Below are 18,787 nucleotides of genomic sequence, written 5' to 3'. Positions count from 1 at the left end.
ATGGCCGCGGTCTCAGCCGGCGAGGTTGCGGAGCAGGAAGGTCTCGGCGAGGCAGACGCGTTCGAACTCGGCGAGGTGGAGACCCTCGTTGGCGCCGTGGGCCCGGGTGTCGGGGTCCTCGACGCCGGTGACCAGCACGCTGGCCTGCGGGAACGCCTCCAGGAACTCCGCGATGAACGGGATCGAGCCGCCAACGCCCATGTCGATCGGGGCGGTGCCGTCCCAGGCCTCGGTGAAGGCGGCGCGGGCGGCGTCGTACGCCGGGCCGGTGGCGTCGATCTGGGTGGCCTCGCCGGTGTCGACGACGGTGAAGGTGAGGGTGGCGCCCCACGGCACCCGGGCCTGGAGGTGCTCGCGGAGCCGCTCGACGGCGTTGGCGGTGGTGTCACCGGGCGCGATCCGCAGCGAGATCTTGGCGCGGGCCGTCGGGGTTAGGGTGTTCGAGGCGCCGTCGACCTTGGGCGCGTCGAGGCCGGTGATGGCGAGGGCGGGCTTGGTCCACAGCCGCTCGACGGTGGAGCCGGTGCCAATCCACTCGATGCCGGGCGCGGCGCCGGACTCCGCGCGCAGCCGCTCCTCGGGGTACTCCACGTCGGCGGCCGGGCCGCTGTGCAGCCCCTCGATGGCGACGTTGCCGGCGTCGTCGTGGAGGGTGGCGATGAGTCGGCTCAGCGTGATCAGGGCGTCCGGGACCAGGCCGCCCCACATGCCGGAGTGCACGGCGTGGGTCAGCGTGCGGACCTCGATGTCGGCGCGGACCAGGCCGCGCAGGCTGGTGGTCAGCGCCGGCTCGCCGATGTCCCAGTTGCCGGAGTCGGCGATCACGATCACGTCGGCGGCGAGCTCGTCCTTGTGGGCGGCGAGCAGGGCGGGAAGAGTATCGGAGCCGACCTCCTCCTCGCCCTCGATGAACATCGTGACGTTGACCGGCAGGTCGTCGCCGTACACGCGGACCGCCGCCAGGTGGGCCGCGATGCCGGCCTTGTCGTCGGCCGCCCCGCGGGCGTAGAGCCGGCCGTCCCGCTCGGTCGGCTCGTACGGCGGGGAGTCCCACTCGGCGTGGTCGTTCTCCGGCTGTACGTCGTGGTGCGCGTAGAGCAGGACGGTGGGCGCACCCTCCGGTCCCGCCTTGTGGGCGATCACGGCCGGCGCGCCGCCCGCGCTGACGATCTTGGCGTCGAAGCCCTCCTTGGCGAACAGGTCGGCGACCGCCTCGGCACTCCGCTGCACCTCACCCGCCCGCGCCGGGTCGGCGCTCACGGACTCGATCCGGACCAGGTCCTCGAGGTCCTTGCGGATGCCGGGCAGTACGTCGCGCACCTTTGCGCGGAGCTCGTCAGTCATGGCGCCCACTGTAGGACGGCGCTCTGCACGACTCAGCCGCGGGCGGTCGCGACCACCGTCCCCTGAGCGATCGCGCAGACGGTCGTGGTGCCGTCCGGCGCAACCATGGTGAGCTCGGTCGTGCACACCGCCTGGCGGGAGTTGCTGTGGGCAACCCGGGCGTGGGCGCGCAGGGTGCCGTCGCGGGCCGCCCGCAGGTAGCTGATCGTGAACCCGCCGAGCAGCACGCTGGCGCCCAGCCGGGTGCCGCCGGCGTACGCGAGCGAGTTGTCGGCGAGGCAGGCGAGCACGCCGCCGAACACCAGGCCGTACTGCTGGCGGTGCCGATCCTCGATGTCGACCTCGAGCACCGCCTCGCCGTCGCGGAGCGATGTCAGCCGGGCTCCGATGTGCTCGTTGAACGGCTGCGCCGCCAGCACCGCCTGGCCCTGCTCGAGCGTGATCTCACCAGTCATCCGCCGTCTCCTCGTTTCTAGAGTGTCCTCTCTAGAACTCTAGCGCGGCGCAACCACCTTGGCGGCAACCCGGGCAACCAGATCCCGGGCGCGCGCCGGCGGCGCCTCACCCCGCCCGAGGTAGCGGCCCATCACGGCGTACGGGAGGTCGAACATCACCAGCGAGATCTCGTCGGCCGGTACGCCGCCGGCCGAGAGCTTCTTGACCAGGGCTGCAAGCGTCCGGTCACGACCCCGGTCGTGTTCCGCGAGCTCCGCCTGCGCCTCGGCCGACCAGGTGTCGGGGCTGAACGCCTGCGGGCCGGCGTACAGCACGATCGCCTCGCCGAGGTTCTCGCGGCTCCACTCGATCGCCCAGGTCGCCGCGACCACGGCCGCGTCGGCCGCCGGCACGCTCTCGATCGCCGTGAGTACGCCGTCCTCGAACCGGCGCACCGTCCGCAGCCAGAGCGCGGCGAACAGCGCCGGCCGGTCGGCGAACCGGTGGTAGACCGAGCCGCTCGGCGCTCCCGTCTCGCGCGCGACCGCAGCCATCGTCACCGCGCGGGCGCCGCCCTCGGCGAAGAGACGCGTTGCCGCGTCCAGGAAGCTGTCGACGGTGTGCGTCGCCGGTCTGCCCATGAGCCGAGAGTATGGTCTACGCTAGTTTTAGAGAACACTCTCTAGAAAGAGGTGGCCATGAGCCCGCAGATCTTCAACACCCATGCGCGTCCGATCGAGGCGCCCGCAGCGACCGTCGGGGCGCTGATCGACACCTTGGCGTCCGACGACGATCAGCTCTGGCCGGGACGTGGCTGGCCCCGCCTGCGACTCGACCGCGGTCTCGTCCTGGGCTCAACCGGCGGTCACGGCCCGATCGGCTACCGCGTCGCCGGGCACGAACCGGGCCGCAGCGTGACCTTCGAGTTCACCGGACGTCCGGCCGGCCTGCGAGGGACCCACGGCTTCGTCGTCATCGGCGACGATCAGCGCTGTGTGCTGTGGCACCTGGTGCGGATCCGCCCCACGGGACTGACCCGGCTCCTCTGGCGGCCACTGTGGGGACCGCTGCACGACGCGCTGATCGAGGACGCGCTGGCCCGGGCGGACTTTGTCGCCACCGGCTCGGACGACCGACCGGCGTGGAGCGGCTGGGTGCGGCTGCTTCGTTACGGGATTAGGTTGCGCAGCGGCCGGCCGGCGGCGTACCGGCTGACCTGATCGCGCACCAGCGCGGCCATCCGCGGCAGCATCGCGGTGGTGCCGCCGGCGATGTGCGGCGTGATGAGTACGCCGGGCGCGGACCACAGCGGGTGGCCGTCGGGCAGCGGCTCCGGGTCGGTCACGTCGAGGGCGAACCGCAGCCGGCCGGCATGACGCAGAACCGCGTCGGTGTCGAGGACCGGCCCGCGGGCGACGTTGACGACGAGCGTGCCGTCGGTGAGCTGGCCGAGGAAGTCGTCGCCGACGTAGTGGTGGGTGGCGTCGCTGAGCGGGAGTACGACGACCACCACGTCCTGATGCGGCAGCAGGCCGTCGAGATCGCCGGGCCCGCGGACCTCGCCGAGCAGGTCGTCGCCGCGCGGACGGCTCGCCACCCCGGTGACGTGGGCCTTGCACGCGAGCATCCGCTCGGCGACCGACCGGCCGATCGAGCCGTAGCCGAGGATCAGCACCCTGCTGTCGGCGAGCGAGCGGCGCCACAGCGCCTGCTGCCAATTGCCGTGATCGCGTACCGCGTCGTCGATGCCGCGCAGGCTGGCGATGGTCAGGCCGAGGGCAAGCTCGGAGGTCGCATCGTCGTGGACGCCGGCGGCGTTGGCCAGCGCCACTCCCTCGGGCAGCAGCTCCGGGATGCCGTCGTACCCCGCCGCCTGGAGCTGGGCGACCCGCAACCGCGGGAAGGCAGCGATGTGCGCACGGAGCGCCGGGCCCGCGGGGTAGGGCGTCACGAGCAGCTCGACCTCGTCGACCTGCTCCGGCGCGCGGGAGCCGTCCCAGAGCACGAAGCTGACGCCTGGGACCTCGCCGACCGCGTCGCGGAGCCGGGCGGTGGGCAGGCAGACGACCGTCATCGTGACGCCTCCAGGGGTAGATAGGGAGTGAGGTCGGCACGCTCACCACTGGCGTGGACCCGGCCGGCCTGCTCAGCGTCGGCCCAGGTCAGCGAGCCGGTGGCCAGCTCGACCCAGACGTCGGCAGCTAGCTCGACGACCGCGGGCGGCGTACCGCGGGTGTGCCGGACGCCCTCGACCACCTGGACCGCGGCGTACGGCGGCACCCGCACCTCGACCGAGGCGCCGGGCGCGCGCTCCTGGAGCAGCGCGAGATAGTGCTTCACCAGCAGCCGCAGCTGCGTGGAGTCCCGCTCACCCGCGCGCCAGCCGTGAAGCGCGGCGGCCACCGCGGCCGGGTCGGCGGGAGCGAGTCGGCGAGGCACGCAGCCATTCGACCACGGACGGGCAAGAGGTCAGGGGTCAGTCAGGGGTGATCCCGGTTGCCGAGCGAGACCGGTTTCGGTTCACTTGAGCACATGGCTCTGTCGACCATCCCGTCCGCCGCCGCCATCGACGAGTATGCCGACTCGCTCGGCGCCGCGCTCGTCGGTCCGCGCCGGGTCAAGCGAGGGATGGTCGACGAGGCTCGCGACCACCTGGTGGACGCCACCGACGCCTACACCGACGCCGGGTACGACGAGCACGAGGCCGCCGAGATGGCGGTGGCCGACTTCGGTCCGGTCGAGGAGATCGCGCCGGCCTTCCAGACCACGCTCGCGGTGGCCGAGTCCCGGCGTACCGCCTGGGTGATGCTCGCGATCCTGGCCGCCCAGCCGTTCATCTGGGACGGCGGCATCAAGCTGGCCGAGAACGCCAACGCGCACCCGCCGTCGATGGCGCTCTACGCGTTCCTCGACGCCGCGATCGAGATCGTCGGCGCGGTGATGATCGTCGGCACGATCGCGATCCTGGTGCTGACCACGATCGGCAACCGGTGGTTCCGGGCCGGCAAGGCGATCGCGCGGGGCACGGCGTTCTTCACGATCGCGTCGTGTGTGACGCTGCCGGTGTTCGCGGTCTCGATGAGCCTCGCATCCGACCAGCTGGTCCCGGCCCACGTGGTGGGCGCGCTGGTGCCGTTCCTGGTCGCGCCGCTCTCGGTCGCGGCGATCTCTGCGCGGCGTACTCTCGCCGCCTGCTAGCGCGGCTTCAGCACGCCTTCGATGACCCCGGAGAAGGCCACCCACTCCTTGCGCTTGCCGTTGAGATGACGGCGGCCGGCTGACGAGAGCGTGTAGGTACGCCGCTTGCGGCCGCTCGTCTCGGACCACGCGCTGTCGAGGTAGCCCGCGGACTCGAGCCGGCGCAGCGCCGGGTAGATGGTGCCGGTCGGCAGGTCGAGCTCGCCGCCACTGCGGATCTGGAGCGCCTCGATGATCGCGTAACCGTGCAGCGGTTCCTTCTCGACCACAGCCAGGATCAGCGAGTCGAGGTGTCCACGCAGGGCATCGGCCTTCATGTAGACAGGCTACACAACACGTTGTTAAGTTGGCTACCTACCTGTAGACGCGCTACCTATAGATTCGCTACACAAGGGGCTGACGATGACCACTATTGAAACACCACGAACGGCGGCCGTGCCGCCGGACAACCGGATGCAACGACTGGCCGGCTGGGCGCAGCGACACCGCTGGACCGCGGTCCTGCTGTGGGTCGTCGCCATGGTCGGGATCACGGCGGGCTCGATGGCCGTCGGCGACGCGTACGAGATGGACAACAGCATCCCGGGCTCGCAGTCGCAGAAGCTCGTGGCGGCGATGGAGCGGCACCAGCCGGAGGCCGACGGCGACACGATCATGATCGTGCTCTACGACGAGGGCGGGCTGGACGCCGACCAGGCGGCGATCAAGGCGCTGGTCGACGACGTGGCCGCGCTCCCGCACGTGGCCTCGGTGACTGCGCCAGATCCGCGCGGCGGCACGCTGTCGCCGGACGGTACGACGGGCATCGCCGACGTCGTACTCGACGAGGTCGCCACCAAGGTCGACATCTCGGACATCAAGGCGATCATCGACACCGCCAAGGACCACGAGAAGGGCGGGTTCGAGGTCGACCTGACCGGCGACTCGGTCCGCGAGGTCCAGGAGAGCGACGCGGGCGGCGGCGGTGAGGGCGTCGGCATGCTGGCTGCGCTGGTCATCCTGCTGTTCATGTTCGGCTCGCTGCTGGCCGCGAGCCTGCCGCTGATCACCGCGATCTTCGCGGTCGGCACCACGCTGAGCCTGGTGATCCTGGCCTCGCACTTCGTCAAGATCCCGGACTACACCGCGCCGGTGCTGATCCTGGTCGGGCTCGGCGTCGGCATCGACTACGCGCTGCTGGTGTTCTCGCGCTTCCGCTCCGAACTGCTGGCGGGCGCTGACCGTGACCAGGCGACCAGGACGGCGCTGGACACGGCCGGGCGGTCAGTTCTGTTCGCCGGCGCGACCGTGATCATCGCGCTTCTCGGGCTCTATGTGCTGGGGCTGGGCGCGATCCAGGGAATCGCGGTCGGGGTGACGATGACCGTGCTGCTGACGATGGTCGCCTCGCTGACGCTGCTGCCGGCGCTGCTGTCGCTGTTCGGCAACCGGATCGAGAAGGTGGTCCGCAAGCACGCTGCCAAGAAGTCGCGGCCGTCCGGGCACGGCTGGCGGGTCTGGGCCGGCTGGGTGCAGCGCTACCCGTGGCCGGCGCTGGTGGTCTCGGTGGCCGCGCTGGGCGCGCTGGCGGTGCCGGCGTTCGGGATGCAGCTCGGCTTCGCCGACGCTGGCACCGACCACCCGAGTACGTCGAGCCGGCAGGCCTACGACCGGGTCTCCGAGGCGTTCGGTCCGGGTGCCAACGGCCCGCTGTTCGTCGTGACCGAAGGGACTGAGACGCAGGCGCAGGCGGCGTACACGAAGCTGGACGGGTTCGAGGGGATCGCCGAGGTGACCCCGCCGCAGCCGTCGGAGGACGGCGAGATGTACACCTCGCTGGCCTTCCCGACCACCTCGCCGCAGGACACCGAGACCGCCGAACTGGTGAAGTCGGTCCGGTCAGAGCTGGGCGACGAGCACCTGGTTGGAGGTGCGACGGCGGCCGCGATCGACTTCTCCGACGCTGTCGACCGGAAGTTCCCGCTGTTCGTGGCCGTGGTCGTCGGCATGTCGGCGCTGCTGCTGATGATCGTGTTCCGGTCGATCCCGGTCGCGATCAAGGCGGCCTGCCTGAACCTGCTGTCGATCGGCGCGGCGCTCGGCGTGATGAAGCTGGTCTTCCAGGACGGGCGGTTCGGGGCGCAGGAGGGTCCGATCGAGGCGTTCGTGCCGGTGATGACCTTCGCGATCGTGTTCGGCCTGTCGATGGACTACGAGGTCTTCCTGATGTCGCGGATGCACGAGGAGTGGACCCGGACGAAGGATGCGACGCGGGCGGTGCGCGAGGGGCTGGCCACGACCGGCGCCGTGATCACCGCCGCCGGGGCAATCATGATCGTGGTCTTCGGAGCCTTCCTGCTGGCGCCGGACCGGTTCCTGCAGCAGTTCGGGCTGGGCCTGTCGGTCGCCGTACTCCTCGATGCGGTGCTGATCCGCTGCCTGGTCGCACCCGCGATCATGCGGATCCTCGGCGAGCGCGCCTGGTGGCTGCCTGGGTGGTTGGACAAGATCCTGCCGCACGTCGCCATCGAGCGGCCTGAGCTTGAGAAGGCCGCCGAGACCAAGCCGGCCGGGGTCTGAATCGGCCACCTGGCAGGCACTTCCTGCACTGGGCAGGCGTTGCAATGCCTGCCCAGTGCAGGTTTCCCCGGGCGCCCGGGGAAACCTGCACCAGCTCCCACGACTCAGGTGTGCTGGCCTTCAGGCGGAGGCGGCGAGGCGGGCGGCGGTGGCGGTGACCAGCTCGCGGAGCTCGGCCGGCTCCTCGACGGTGAAGGGGGCGTCGATGCCGGCGATCATCATCAGCGGCCAGTCGAGGTGGTCAGCGTTCATGATCATCACGCTGCCCTCGCTGGACGCCTCGACGGTGGCCCAGTGGCCGGTCGCGGCCTGGATCGTCTCGACGGGAGCGTCGAACCACACCCGGACGGCGTACCGCATCGGCATGCTGGCGATGCCGCCCTGGACGTACTCCAGCGCGTCGGTCGCCGGCAGCTCGCGCTGCCGGAACCGGGCACCAGTCAGCTCCGGGTCGGACAGCCGGTCGACACGGAACGAGCGCCAGTCCTGCCGGTCACGGTCGTAGCCGACCAGGTACCACCGCCGGCCGAGCGAGACCAGGCGATGCGGCTCGACCCGGCGCTGGGTCCGCTCACCCCCGCGGGCGGTGTAGCCGAAGCGCACCTCCTCGTCGTCGCGGCAGCCCTGCGCGAGCGTGGTGAGCGCGCCGGCGTCGATCGTCGGGCCGCGCATCGGCGCCGGGACCGTGTACGACTGCAGCGCGTCCATCCGCCGGCGCAGCCGCGGCGGCATCAGGTTGAGCACCTTGGTCAGCGCGTGCACCGAGGTCTCCTCCAGCCCCTGTACGGCGCCGGCCGCGGCCGTCCGCAGCCCGACCGCGATCGCGACCGCCTCGTCGTCCTCCAGCAGCAGCGGCGGCAGCGACCCGCCCGCGCGCAGCTGGTAGCCGCCCGCGACCCCGCGGACGGCGTCGACCTGGTAGCCGAGCTCGCGGAGCCGGTCGATGTCGCGGCGCAGGGTGCGCGCGCTGACCTCGAGCCGATCGCTGAGCTCGGTGCCGGGCCAGTAGCGGTGGGTCTGCAGCAGCGAGAGCAGCCGCAGCATTCGTGCGCTCGTGTTCGCCATGAATCTCAAACTAAATCAGATTGAGGACAGAAAGTGGCCTAAAGCGATTCCAGACTGAAGACATGACGAACTCAAACCTGACAAACACCGTGGCAGGACCCGTGATCCAGCCTGTGATTCAAACTAGGGGACTCACCCGGACCTTCACGGCGCGCAAGCAGACGGTCGAGGCGGTCCGTGGCCTCGATCTGGAGATCGCCCAGGGCGAGCTCGTGGCCTTCCTTGGACCGAACGGCGCAGGCAAGTCGACCACCCTGCGGATGCTGACCACGCTGCTGCCGCCCACGTCCGGCTCGGCGAGCGTCGCCGGCTTCGACGTGGCGACCCAGTCGCGACAGGTGCGGCAGAGCATCGGGTACGTCGGCCAGGGCAACGCCGCCGGCCACCAGCAGCACGGCCGCGACGAGCTGGTCAGCCAGGCCCGCGCGCACGGACTGAGCCGGATGGAGGCCCGGGCGCGGGCCGAGGAGTTGATCGCCGACTTCGACCTGGCTGCCTGCGCGGACCGCAAGGTCTCCACGCTGTCGGGCGGCCAGCGCCGCCGGATGGACATCGCGATCGGGCTGGTGCACCGGCCGCGGGTGCTGTTCCTCGACGAGCCGTCGACCGGCCTGGACCCGCAGAACCGGGCCAACCTGCAGACCCAGATCCAGCGGCTGCACGCCGAGACCGGCTCCACGATCGTGCTGACCACCCACTACCTGGAGGAGGCCGACGCGCTCGCCGGCCGGGTGATCGTGGTCGACCACGGACAGGTCATCGCCGACGACACGGCGTACAACCTGAAGAGCTCGCTCGGCGACCTGATCACGCTCGGCTTCTACGACCAGGCGACCGCGGCCGCCGCCGCCCATCGGGTTCGCCGTAGCGCGCCCGAGGCCCAGATCAAGACTCTCGGCGACGAGGTCACGATCCGGGTGGCCGGTGGCCGCGAGCTGGCGCCGGCGCTGGTCGCCGACCTGGCCGTCGCGGGCGACCGCGTGCACCGGATGGAGGTCGCCGGGCCGACGCTCGACGACGTCTTCCTCAACCTCACGGGCCGCAGCCTGCGGGAAGACAACGACACCGCGACTGACACCGCCCTGGCCAGCACCGACGAGACCCTCGAGGAGATCGCAGCATGAGTACGACCTTCGCCGCCGACACCTGGAACGTGATGACCCGCGAGCTGAAGCCGATCAAGCACGAGCCGGCCTCGATCCTGTTCGCGATGGTCCAGCCGCTGGTCTTCCTCGCCCTGTTCGCACCCCTGCTGCCGAAGCTCGAGAGCGGCTCGGCACTCCAGTGGTTCGTGCCGGGCATCATCGCGATGACCTGCCTGATGGGGGCGTCGTTCACCGGCGCCAACCTGATGGAGGAGATGAACACCGGCTCCCACGAGCGGCTGCTGGTCTCGCCGCTGTCCCGCCCGGCGCTGCTGGTCGGCCGGGCTCTGAAGGAGGTCGTGCCGATGCTGGCGCAGACCGCGATCATCCTGGTCGTGGTCACGCCGTTCAGCTTCGACCTGCACGTCGGCGGCGTACTCGTCGCTCTTGGGATCCTGGCGGTCTTCTCGATCGGGGTCGGCGCACTGTCGTTCGCACTGGCGCTGGCCTCGGAGGGGCAGGACTGGATGTTCTGGACCATCCAGCAGACGCTGCTGTTCCCGGTGCTGCTGCTGGCCGGGATCATGCTGCCGATCGACGGCGCGCCCGGCTGGCTCCAGGTCGCCTCCGACCTGAACCCGCTGACCTACGTCGTGGAGGCCGGCCGCGAGCTCTTCGCCGGCCAGTACGACCTCTCCACGATCGCCTCCGGCCTCGCCGGCGCCGCCGTCGTCGCCGCCCTCGGCCTGGTCGTCGGCGTCCGCACCATGCAGAAGTCCCGCTGACCAGAGGCAGGCTGTGGTTTAGACCCGCGTTTGGTCTCGACCGCATCAAGCTCACGGTGACCCGGCCCGTGTTGACGCTCCTGCCGTCAACACGGGCCGGGTCAGCGCGAGTCGAGGACGGCGAAGGTGCGGGTCCAGGCCTCGGAGTCCGGGTCGAGCATCACGAAGTGGTCGCCTTCGACCTCCACCAGCTCGGCCTGGGCGCCAGCGGCGGTCGCCCGCTTCACGTAGTCGCTGGACTGCGACAGCGGCACGATGTCGTCGGCGCGGCCGTGTACGCACCAGACCGGTACGTCGAGCGGCAGCTGCTGCGTCGGGTCGACGGCCGCGTCGTCCGCGGTGGGCGGCCGGCCCAGGAGCGCCTCGACCGCGCCGCCGCCCAGCCGGTCTGCGTGCGCCTGCCGGAGGTCGAGCACTCCGGCGTGGGAGATCACCGCGGTCACCGGGACCCGCGCCGGCTGCCACTGCTCGAACCGGTCCCGCCCCGCGGCCCACGCGGCCAGGTGTCCGCCCGCGGAGTGACCGATGGTCACCACTGTCGACAGGTCCAGCCCGTCGACGTCGGCCAGCGCGTCGATCCCGGCCGCGACGTCGTCGAACGTCGCCGGCATCCCTCCGCCGTTGCCGACCCTGCGGTACTCCAGGTTCCACGCCGTCCAGCCCTCGGCGGCCAGACGCCGGGCGAGCGGGTCGCCCAGTGAGGCGTCGTACATCGACTTCCAGAAGCCGCCGTGGATCACAACCGCGACGCCGCGCGAGTCGCCGTCAGGGCGATGCAGCTGCGCGTACTGCGCCGGGTCGTCGCCGTACTTGATCCGCTCCATTGACGCTCCCCTAGATGGCTCAGGACGCTCGGGCCGGTTGTCGTCGCCGCAGGCCGCGAGCGCGCCCAGTCCAAGCGCGCCCAGAGCGATACGACGGGTCAGCACCGCCTCAGGATGGCAGGTGGATCCGGGGTCAGACCCGCGCCTTGATCTGCGCCGCGTGGTCGGTGAGCGAGTACAGCACTTCCTTGCCGACCCGGCGCCGCTCCACCAGGCCGCCGCGGTGCAGTCGGCTGAGGTGGTAGGACACGGTCGCCGCGGAGACCCCGAGCCGCGACGCCAGGGCGCGCCCGGAGTGCGGCTCGGTGAGCGCCTCAATCACCCGCAGCCGGGTGGCGCCGACCAGGTCGCTGAGGCCGGCGTCGACATCGATATCGTCCGCCCGGCCGCTGCTGAACGGCCCGGTTGCGACGCCGTGCCCGCGACACGGGTAGCCGAGGTAGAGGTCGTTCGGCGTCGGCGCGCATAGCAGCGCCAGCGGCGGCAGGGCGTCGAGCACGCACGGCGCGAAGACGATCACTCCCGTCCGGTGGCTCAGGTCGGCCTCGAGCGGGGTGTCCAGCTCGAGGGTGGAGCCGTTCCAGCGGTCGCCGCCGAGCAGGTCGAGCACCGCGTCCTGAACACCGCCGACCGAGATCTGCCGGACCCGGTACCAGATGTCGGCGTCGAGTACGCCGCGCATCAGCGGCCAGCTGGGTTCCATCAGCAGCGACCACGCCTCGGCGAGCGCCTCGGCCGTCGGCTCGGTCAGCGCCCGCGGGTCCTCCCAGGCCGCTCGCTCCAGCTCGGTGGGAGTACGCCGCCGGGCGTCCGCCTCAGCGACGGTCACGCCGCGCGCGGCGGCGTACTCCGGCGTCACCGGACCCAGCCGCACCGCGCGGCCGAGCTCCTCGCGCAGCCGCTCGTGCGGGGTCGCGCAGACCGCCGCCAGCTCGTCGTCGAGCGACGGCCGGTCGGTCCGCGGGTACGGGTTGATGAAGTCCGGGATGTAGCCGGTCGCCGGGCTGACCAGGTGCTCCAGCAGCGCCCGGTTCCCCGGCGACAGCGAGCGCCAGCGCTGCGGCAGCCACGGTCCGGGGTTCGAGCCGGGCGTGCGAATCCGGATGATCGCCATCGACAGCTGCAGCAACGGCGAGATCGCAAACCGCGCGTTGGCGAGCTGGTCACTGGTCAGGCTGATGCGAATCATCGGCGTCCCTTCAGGCGCGGCTGCGTCTCGCCAGCCATGCTGCCCGCCGGCCGGAGGGTTCTCCAGGCGACGTTCAAACCGTTCTCGAATCGTTGGCGGCGACCGGTCGGCGCGGGCTGGACTCAGCGCACAGACCACTCGAAGGAGACGAGAAGATGAGACCCATCAGGATGCTGGTCGCCACCGCGGCGGCGAGCACGCTCGCGCTCGGCCTGACCGCCGGCACCACGGCGTACGCCGACCGCCAGCCGGACCGCCAGCAGGACGGCAAGCACGACACGGGGCGGACCGGCTCGACCGCCTGGACCGGCTTCAGCCTGTGCACCAAGCCCGCGCTCACGGCGTACCGCTGCGGCACGCTGACGGTGCCGCTCGAACGGTCCTCGCGGCACCGCGAGGGCCGCACGCTCGACCTGTCGGTGCTCGAAGGCGGCAACCCGAACGCGTCGCGGACGATGCTGTTCCTGACCGGCGGACCCGGTCAGCCGGGCCCGGACCTAGCCCCGCGGATCCTGCAGGCGCTGTCCGGGGTAACCGACCAGTACCGGGTGATCTTCCTCGACCAGCGGGGCACTGGCGACCGGCCGCTGGTCTGCCCCGAGCTGCAGGCACAGCGCGGCTTCTCCGACCTGCGGGTGCCGACCCGGCAGGCGATCCGGGACTGCGCGGAGCTGCTCGGACCCGACCGGGCCCACTACTCCACGACCGACTCGGTCGCCGACTTCGAGGCGCTGCGGCGCGCGCTCGGCGTACAGCGCTGGGCCGTGAACGGCGTCTCCTACGGCACCTACACAGGCCAGCGGTACGCCGCCGTGCACCCCGACCGGGTCAGCCACCTGGTGCTCGACTCGGTCGTCCCGATCGCCGGGTTCAACGGCACCCTGGTCAGCTCGTACCCGGACTACACGCGGGTGCTGCGCGACGTCTGCGCCGACCCCGCCAGGGCCTGCCCGGGTGACATGGCCAACGACCTGCGCACGATCCTGCGCCGGGAGCCGGCGCGCGGGCCGATGATGTTCGACTTCGTGACCACCGTCGCGTACGCCGACGCGGAGACCTTCCTTGACCTGCCGCAGTGGCTGCACGACGGCGCGGCCGGCAACATGGCGCCGATCGACCAGACCTACGCCGAGTGGCACGAGGCCTTCGCCGCGACGCCGTCCCAGTACAGCCAGGGCATCCAGGCCTCGACCTTCTGTGCCGACTCGGACTTCCCGTGGGGCGGCGCGGACTCGTGGGAGCAGACCCGCGACTGGAAGGCGGACCGCGCCGTCAGCCGCTACTCGTCGCGCGAGCTGTTCCCGTTCAACGCCGAGGCCGCTCGGGGTAACGGACTGATGACGCTGTGCGAACACTGGCCGCGGGTGCGTGACGAGGAGGTGCCGGACGACGAGCTGTCGCTGGCCGGCGTGAACGCGCTGATCATCAACGGCGAACGCGACCTCGGCACCCCGCTGCACTGGGCCAAGGCCGCCCATCGGGCCATGCCGGGCAGCGAGCTGATCGTCGTACCCAACGCCGGCCACTCGATCCAGATCGGCCGGCACTACCCCGAGGTCAACCAGGCCGTGGCCGACTTCCTGCTCGACCGCTGACGGGGCGGCGGGCAGTTTCTCTAGGTACCTAGTGAATTTGTCCCACCCCGTCGGAAACTTCCCGCGGAATGGGCAGTTTTCGACGGGGAACCCGCCCTCAATTAGGCGAGGGCGGTGGGGAGGGTGGCGGTCCAGGCGTCGCGGAGCTCGGTGACGGGGACTGTGAACTGGCCCTCGACCTCGAGGGTGTCGCCACCGGTCTGGCCGAGCGGGGTGATGGGTACGCCGTGCTCGTGGGCGAGCGCGACCAGCGCGTCGGCACCGGACGCCGGCACCGTCACCAGGGCCCGGGCCGTCGACTCGGCGAAGAGGGAGACGAACGGGTCGCCGTCGACCGCGACCGAGGCGCCGATGCCGTTGCGGATCGCCGACTCGGCCAGCGCCTGGGCCAGCCCGCCGTCGGAGAGGTCGTGCGCCGAGCTCACCACGCCTACGGCCGCCACCAGGAGTGCGGCCAGTGCCTTCTCCGCAGCCAGGTCGACCTGCGGCGGCAGGCCACCGAGGTGCCCGTGTACGACGTGTGCCCACTCCGAGCCGGACAGCTCCTCGGCCGTCGTACCCAAAAGGAACACCCGCTCACCCGGCGCCACGAAGCCGCTCGGGGTACGCCGGCGTACGTCCTCGATCACGCCGAGGATCGCCACCACCGGCGTCGGCAGGATCGCGGTCTCACCGGTCTGGTTGTAGAGCGAGACGTTGCCGCCGGTGACCGGAATGCCCAGAGCAAGGCAGGCGTCCTTGAGCCCGCGGCAGGCCTCGGCGAACTGCCACATCACGCCCGGGTCCTCCGGCGAGCCGAAGTTGAGGCAGTCGCTCATCGCCAGCGGCGTGGCGCCGCCGGTCGCGACGTTGCGGTATGCCTCGGCGAAGGCGAGCTGGGCGCCGGCGTACGGGTCGAGCTTGGCGAACCGGCCGTTGCAGTCGGTCGACAGCGCCACGCCCAGGTGGCTCACCTCGTCGATCCGGATCATCCCGCTGTTCTCGGGCTGGGCGAGCACGGTGTTGCCGCGCACGTAGCGGTCGTACTGGTCGGTGATCCAGGACCGGTCGCAGAGGTTCGGCGAGGCGACCATCTGGAGCAGGGTGGCGCGCAGCTCCTCGCCCGAGGACGGCCGCGGCAGCTTCTCGGCCACGTCGGCCTGCAGCGCGTCCTGCCAGTCCGGGCGCTCGAAGGGGCGGTGGTAGACCGGGCCGTCGTGGGCCACCGAGCCCGGCGGTACGTCGACCACGCGCTCGCCGTGCCAGTCGATCTCAAGCCGGCCGGTGTCGGTGACCTCGCCGATCACCACCGCCTCGACGTCCCACTTGGCGCAGATCGCGAGGAACTCCTCGACGTGGACCGGCTCGACGACCGCCATCATCCGCTCTTGCGACTCGCTCATGAGGATCTCCTCGGGAGCGAGCGTGGAGTCACGCAAGGGAACGCGGTCAAGGTTGCAGTGCATGCCGCCGTCACCGGCGCTGGCCAGCTCGGAGGTCGCGCAGGACAGCCCGGCGCCGCCGAGGTCCTGGATGCCGTTGACCACGCCGGCCTTGAAGAGCTCGAGCGTGCACTCGATCAGCAGCTTCTCCATGAACGGGTCGCCGACCTGGACGCTCGGCCGCTTGGCCGGGCCGGTGTCCTCGAAGGTCTCCGACGCCAGGATCGAGACGCCGCCGATGCCGTCGCCGCCGGTGCGGGCGCCGTACAGGATCACCTGGTTGCCCTTGCCGGCCGCCTTGGCGAGGTGCAGGTCCTCGTGCCGGAGGACGCCGACGGCCAGCGCGTTGACCAGCGGGTTGCCGAGGTACGTCGGGTCGAAGACCGCCTCGCCGCCGATGTTGGCCAGGCCCAGGCAGTTGCCGTAGCCGCCGATGCCGGCGACCACGCCGGGAAGCACCCGGTGGGTGTCCGGCGCGTCGAGCGGACCGAACCGCAGTGGGTCCATGACCGCGACCGGCCGCGCGCCCATCGCCAGGATGTCGCGGACGATGCCGCCGATGCCGGTCGCGGCGCCCTGGTAGGGCTCGACGTACGACGGGTGGTTGTGCGACTCGACCTTGAACGACACGGCGTACCCCTGGCCGATGTCGAGCACGCCGGCGTTCTCACCGATGCCGGCCAGCATCTTGCCGCGCGGCGTCTCCTGAGGGAGTTCACTGAACTGCTTGAGGTGCACCTTCGATGACTTGTAGGAGCAGTGCTCGCTCCACATCACCGAGTACATCGCCAGCTCGCTGCTGGTCGGGCGGCGGCCGAGGATCTCGCGGATCTTGGCGTACTCGTCCTGCTTGAGTCCGAGCTCGGCCCAGGGCTGCTCGCGCTCCGGGTCCTTGGCGGCGACGGCGACGGTGTCGAGGAGGGGGGTGTCAGGCACGAGCCGAATTCTAGGCTGCTGGACTCCGGTCGGGGATGGCGGCTAGCCACGTGTCGAGCGCGGTGGTGATGACGACCAAGAGCGCGACGATGCCGAGAAGGACTACTGCCGGTCGGTCATGGGAGATAAAGAAGATCGGGCTTGCGATCGCTATCGACAGGCGGGTGTCCCAGCCCTTGAGCCGACAGCGCAACATAATCGCGGCCAACGCGAGGAAATAGAGCGCGGCACCGCCGGCCAGGCACACGGCTGCGACCGCGCTCAGCGGCTCGTCGGGATGCGCGAGCGTCTTCTTCAGCCCGAGCGCAACCATCACCACACCGAACACCAGCGGGATGTGCAGGTAGCTGTAGACGTCGCGGGCGAGCCGCGCCCGGCGCTCGTCGGCAGTGTCGTGCAGGCGTTGCTCGACCCTCTCCCCCGTCGCGTCGAAGTACGACCACCACAGCGCGCTGATCAGCAGCAGCGCGAGCAAGACGGTGACGATGGTGCGTGCGTCGAAGTGGATCTCCCCTGCGCCTGCGCCGGCCGCAACGATCGACTCACCGAGGGCAATGATTACGATCAGCCCGTGCCGCTCGGCGAAGTGAGACGGCGAGATCGAGAAGCCGCCGACGCCCCAGATGTAGGGCGTGGCGTAGGCGATCACGGCCGCCAGGATCAGCAGCACCTGGGCGAGCGTCCCGTCCGCCGCCGCGGCGCCGAACAGGACGCCGCCGGCCACTAGATTTCCGGCGCCGATCTGGATGACCGCACGCGGCGTGGTACCGCCTTGCTTGGTCGTCAGCCAGAACAGCAGCGCGTGGAGCACCATCACGACCGTCCAGCCGGCCGCGAAGACCCAGGCTCCGGCGTCGTACGCGGTCGGCACCGCGAAGGCCACCAGCAGCATCGCAGCCATCGACACGATGACGACGAGCCGAGCTGCACGATGCGCCGTCTCCAGAACCGTGGTCAGCCACGCGTACGCGCCCCACGCCCACCAGAGCAGCAAGAACACCGCAAAGCCCTTGCCCAGCCCCTCATAGGTGGGGTCCTTGGAGAGGCCGAGCGTGACTTGGGTGAAGGCGAAGACGAAGACCAGGTCGAAGAAGAGCTCAAGAGTGGAGACTTTGCGGGAGTCTTCGCCGGTCACGCTCGGAGTCTAGGGAGTGGCCGGTGAGGTCGATGCGGATGGTCAGCAGCTCGGTGCCGAGGGTGCGGACCGTGATCGCGTTGAACCAGCGCAGCGGCCGCCAGCCGCACACCAGTCGCTGCCGCCGGAGCGGGTCGTCGTCGGGCAGCACCGTGGCGACGCCGTCGAGCCAGACGAACCGCAGCCCGCGGCGCAGCTTCACCCTCACGCGCGGGTCGGCCCGCAGGTTGCGCACATAGTTGGCCTGGGCGCCGTGCTCGGCGATCACCCAGAACGTGTCACCGACCAGGCCGTTGCTGACCGGCGTCTGCCGCGACTTCCCGGACCTACGGCCACGGGTCTCCAGTAGGGCGAAGCCGAACGGCACGAACCCGATCCGGAACAGCGTGCGGACCAGAGGGTTGACCGCGCGGCGCTGAACGAAGGCCACCAGCGCCCGCTTCGCGCTGGGTCGCGCCGTGGTGAGGACGACGTTCGCGGTGAGCAGTGCGGTGACGGCAAGAGGCTGGGCCGGCGAGGCCGGCGCGGTGGGGTCGGCCAGCCACCAGATCCAGGTGAGTGCGATGGCGGCGAGGGAGCCGGTCGTGACGGCGCGGGCAATCTTCATGGTTTCCATACGACTGTATGGTTCCATACGAGTGTATGGTCTGTCTATGGTTCGTCAGTACGCCGCCACCAGTCCCGAGGCCCTCACCGAGGCACTGTTCGACGTCGCGGCGGAGAGCGGCCTGGACGCGGCGACGGTCCGCGTCGTCGCCGCCCGCGCCGGCGTCTCCATCGGCGCCGTGCAGCACCACTTCGCGACGAAGGACCAGATGTACGCCGCCGCCTTCGCCGCGCTGGTCGCCCGGGTGCGGGCCCGGATCGGGCGGGTCGACCTCACCGCGCCGCTCCCCGAACGGCTCCTGACGGTGCTGGCCGAGCTGCTGCCGCTCGACAAGGCGCGGACCCGCGAGGCTCGGGTGATGGCGGCCTTCGCAGCCCGCGCAGCGACCTCGCCCTCACTGGCCGCGATCCAGGCCGCGCAGCTCGCCGAGATCCGCGCCGAGCTCACCGAGGCGCTCGGCGATCTCGACCACGCCGAGCAGCGGGCCGCCGTACTCTTCGCCGCCGTCGACGGGCTCGCCCTCCACGCGGTCAGCAGCGGCGGCGGGCTGAAGCGCCATCAGCTGACCGCCGCACTTGAGGAGCTGGTGCGGCGATTCGTGTGACCAAT

The 18,787-nt window shown here is 71.0% G+C and carries 19 protein-coding genes; 7 read left to right on the top strand and 12 right to left on the bottom strand.

What is annotated here, in order from left to right; genetic code table 11:
* Positions 1 to 12: 12 nt before the first annotated feature.
* The 3 genes from DDV73_RS13090 to DDV73_RS13080 are packed head-to-tail and all read right to left on the bottom strand — an operon-like array spanning position 13 to position 2,420.
* A complete protein-coding gene (locus DDV73_RS13090) occupies positions 13 to 1,344 on the bottom strand; it encodes a dipeptidase (RefSeq protein WP_109507700.1) in 1,332 nt (443 codons plus the stop codon).
* A gap of 32 nt (positions 1,345 to 1,376) precedes the next feature.
* Positions 1,377 to 1,799, bottom strand: coding sequence for a PaaI family thioesterase (locus tag DDV73_RS13085; protein WP_109507699.1), 423 nt, complete (start codon positions 1,797 to 1,799; stop codon positions 1,377 to 1,379).
* 39 nt (positions 1,800 to 1,838) lie between these two features.
* Positions 1,839 to 2,420 carry a TetR/AcrR family transcriptional regulator gene (locus DDV73_RS13080; RefSeq protein WP_109507698.1) on the bottom strand — a complete coding sequence of 194 codons (582 nt, stop codon included), beginning with the start codon at positions 2,418 to 2,420 and terminating at the stop codon, positions 1,839 to 1,841.
* A 57-nt stretch (positions 2,421 to 2,477) separates the two neighbouring features.
* Between DDV73_RS13080 and DDV73_RS13075 the strand changes: the two genes are divergently transcribed.
* Positions 2,478 to 2,999, top strand: coding sequence for a hypothetical protein (locus tag DDV73_RS13075; RefSeq protein WP_109507697.1), 522 nt, complete (start codon positions 2,478 to 2,480; stop codon positions 2,997 to 2,999).
* On the opposite strand, the gene DDV73_RS13070 is transcribed toward DDV73_RS13075, so the two are convergent.
* Both DDV73_RS13070 and DDV73_RS13065 read right to left on the bottom strand, forming a co-directional pair.
* Positions 2,948 to 3,853 (bottom strand): 2-hydroxyacid dehydrogenase, encoded by a 906-nt coding sequence (locus DDV73_RS13070; protein WP_109507696.1) that lies wholly within the window; start codon positions 3,851 to 3,853, stop codon positions 2,948 to 2,950. The genes DDV73_RS13075 and DDV73_RS13070 overlap by 52 nt on opposite strands.
* Complete coding sequence (locus tag DDV73_RS13065) at positions 3,850 to 4,218, bottom strand: sterol carrier family protein (RefSeq protein WP_109507695.1); 369 nt, start codon at positions 4,216 to 4,218, stop codon at positions 3,850 to 3,852. Before DDV73_RS13065 ends, DDV73_RS13070 begins: the two co-directional genes overlap by 4 nt.
* A 93-nt stretch (positions 4,219 to 4,311) precedes the next feature.
* On the opposite strand from DDV73_RS13065, the gene DDV73_RS13060 reads away from it, so the two are divergent.
* Positions 4,312 to 4,977 carry a permease prefix domain 1-containing protein gene (locus DDV73_RS13060; RefSeq protein WP_109507694.1) on the top strand — a complete coding sequence of 222 codons (666 nt, stop codon included), beginning with the start codon at positions 4,312 to 4,314 and terminating at the stop codon, positions 4,975 to 4,977.
* Here DDV73_RS13060 and DDV73_RS13055 read toward each other — a convergent pair.
* The gene (locus DDV73_RS13055; RefSeq protein ID WP_109507693.1) at positions 4,974 to 5,294 is read right to left on the bottom strand and encodes a PadR family transcriptional regulator; all 321 of its coding nucleotides are present in this window, start codon (positions 5,292 to 5,294) and stop codon (positions 4,974 to 4,976) included. The two genes, DDV73_RS13060 and DDV73_RS13055, sit on opposite strands and share 4 nt — an antisense overlap.
* Positions 5,295 to 5,379: 85 nt before the next feature.
* On the opposite strand from DDV73_RS13055, the gene DDV73_RS13050 reads away from it, so the two are divergent.
* The gene (locus tag DDV73_RS13050; RefSeq protein WP_109507692.1) at positions 5,380 to 7,536 is read left to right on the top strand and encodes an MMPL family transporter; all 2,157 of its coding nucleotides are present in this window, start codon (positions 5,380 to 5,382) and stop codon (positions 7,534 to 7,536) included.
* A gap of 120 nt (positions 7,537 to 7,656) precedes the next feature.
* On the opposite strand, the gene DDV73_RS13045 is transcribed toward DDV73_RS13050, so the two are convergent.
* On the bottom strand, positions 7,657 to 8,601 hold the full coding sequence (locus DDV73_RS13045; protein WP_206050850.1) for a helix-turn-helix transcriptional regulator: 945 nt from the start codon (positions 8,599 to 8,601) through the stop codon (positions 7,657 to 7,659).
* Positions 8,602 to 8,663: 62 nt separating this feature from the next.
* Between DDV73_RS13045 and DDV73_RS13040 the strand changes: the two genes are divergently transcribed.
* Positions 8,664 to 9,725 (top strand): ATP-binding cassette domain-containing protein, encoded by a 1,062-nt coding sequence (locus DDV73_RS13040; protein WP_109507690.1) that lies wholly within the window; start codon positions 8,664 to 8,666, stop codon positions 9,723 to 9,725.
* Complete coding sequence (locus DDV73_RS13035) at positions 9,722 to 10,471, top strand: ABC transporter permease (RefSeq protein ID WP_109507689.1); 750 nt, start codon at positions 9,722 to 9,724, stop codon at positions 10,469 to 10,471. The genes DDV73_RS13040 and DDV73_RS13035 overlap by 4 nt, the downstream gene beginning before the upstream one ends.
* 101 nt (positions 10,472 to 10,572) lie before the next feature.
* Here the strand turns inward: DDV73_RS13035 and DDV73_RS13030 are convergent, their stop codons facing one another.
* Entirely contained in the window at positions 10,573 to 11,295 is a 723-nt protein-coding gene (locus tag DDV73_RS13030) for an alpha/beta hydrolase family protein (protein ID WP_109507688.1), read from the bottom strand.
* A 133-nt stretch (positions 11,296 to 11,428) separates the two neighbouring features.
* The gene (locus DDV73_RS13025; RefSeq protein ID WP_109507687.1) at positions 11,429 to 12,484 is read right to left on the bottom strand and encodes an ArsR/SmtB family transcription factor; all 1,056 of its coding nucleotides are present in this window, start codon (positions 12,482 to 12,484) and stop codon (positions 11,429 to 11,431) included.
* A gap of 155 nt (positions 12,485 to 12,639) precedes the next feature.
* On the opposite strand from DDV73_RS13025, the gene DDV73_RS13020 reads away from it, so the two are divergent.
* Complete coding sequence (locus DDV73_RS13020) at positions 12,640 to 14,079, top strand: alpha/beta hydrolase (protein ID WP_109507686.1); 1,440 nt, start codon at positions 12,640 to 12,642, stop codon at positions 14,077 to 14,079.
* Positions 14,080 to 14,180: 101 nt separating this feature from the next.
* On the opposite strand, the gene purL is transcribed toward DDV73_RS13020, so the two are convergent.
* Genes purL through DDV73_RS13005 form a run of 3 tightly spaced genes read right to left on the bottom strand, consistent with a single transcriptional unit; the run spans position 14,181 to position 18,178 of the window.
* On the bottom strand, positions 14,181 to 16,436 hold the full coding sequence (gene purL, locus DDV73_RS13015; protein ID WP_420818476.1) for a phosphoribosylformylglycinamidine synthase subunit PurL: 2,256 nt from the start codon (positions 16,434 to 16,436) through the stop codon (positions 14,181 to 14,183).
* A 10-nt stretch (positions 16,437 to 16,446) separates the two neighbouring features.
* Positions 16,447 to 17,571, bottom strand: a complete 1,125-nt coding sequence (locus tag DDV73_RS13010) for a low temperature requirement protein A (protein ID WP_109507684.1) — start codon at positions 17,569 to 17,571, stop codon at positions 16,447 to 16,449.
* A complete protein-coding gene (locus DDV73_RS13005; RefSeq protein ID WP_109507683.1) occupies positions 17,534 to 18,178 on the bottom strand; it encodes a nitroreductase/quinone reductase family protein in 645 nt (214 codons plus the stop codon). The genes DDV73_RS13010 and DDV73_RS13005 overlap by 38 nt, the downstream gene beginning before the upstream one ends.
* Positions 18,179 to 18,224: 46 nt before the next feature.
* Here DDV73_RS13005 and DDV73_RS13000 point away from each other — a divergent pair, with 46 nt between their 5' ends.
* Positions 18,225 to 18,782: a TetR/AcrR family transcriptional regulator gene (locus DDV73_RS13000; protein WP_161962376.1), complete on the top strand. Its 558-nt coding sequence runs from the start codon at positions 18,225 to 18,227 to the stop codon at positions 18,780 to 18,782.
* Positions 18,783 to 18,787 lie beyond the last annotated feature (5 nt).

The sequence above is a fragment of the Nocardioides speluncae genome (assembly GCF_003121585.1).
Lineage (GTDB): Bacteria > Actinomycetota > Actinomycetes > Propionibacteriales > Nocardioidaceae > Nocardioides > Nocardioides speluncae.
This window is presented reverse-complemented; position numbering and strand designations above follow the sequence as displayed.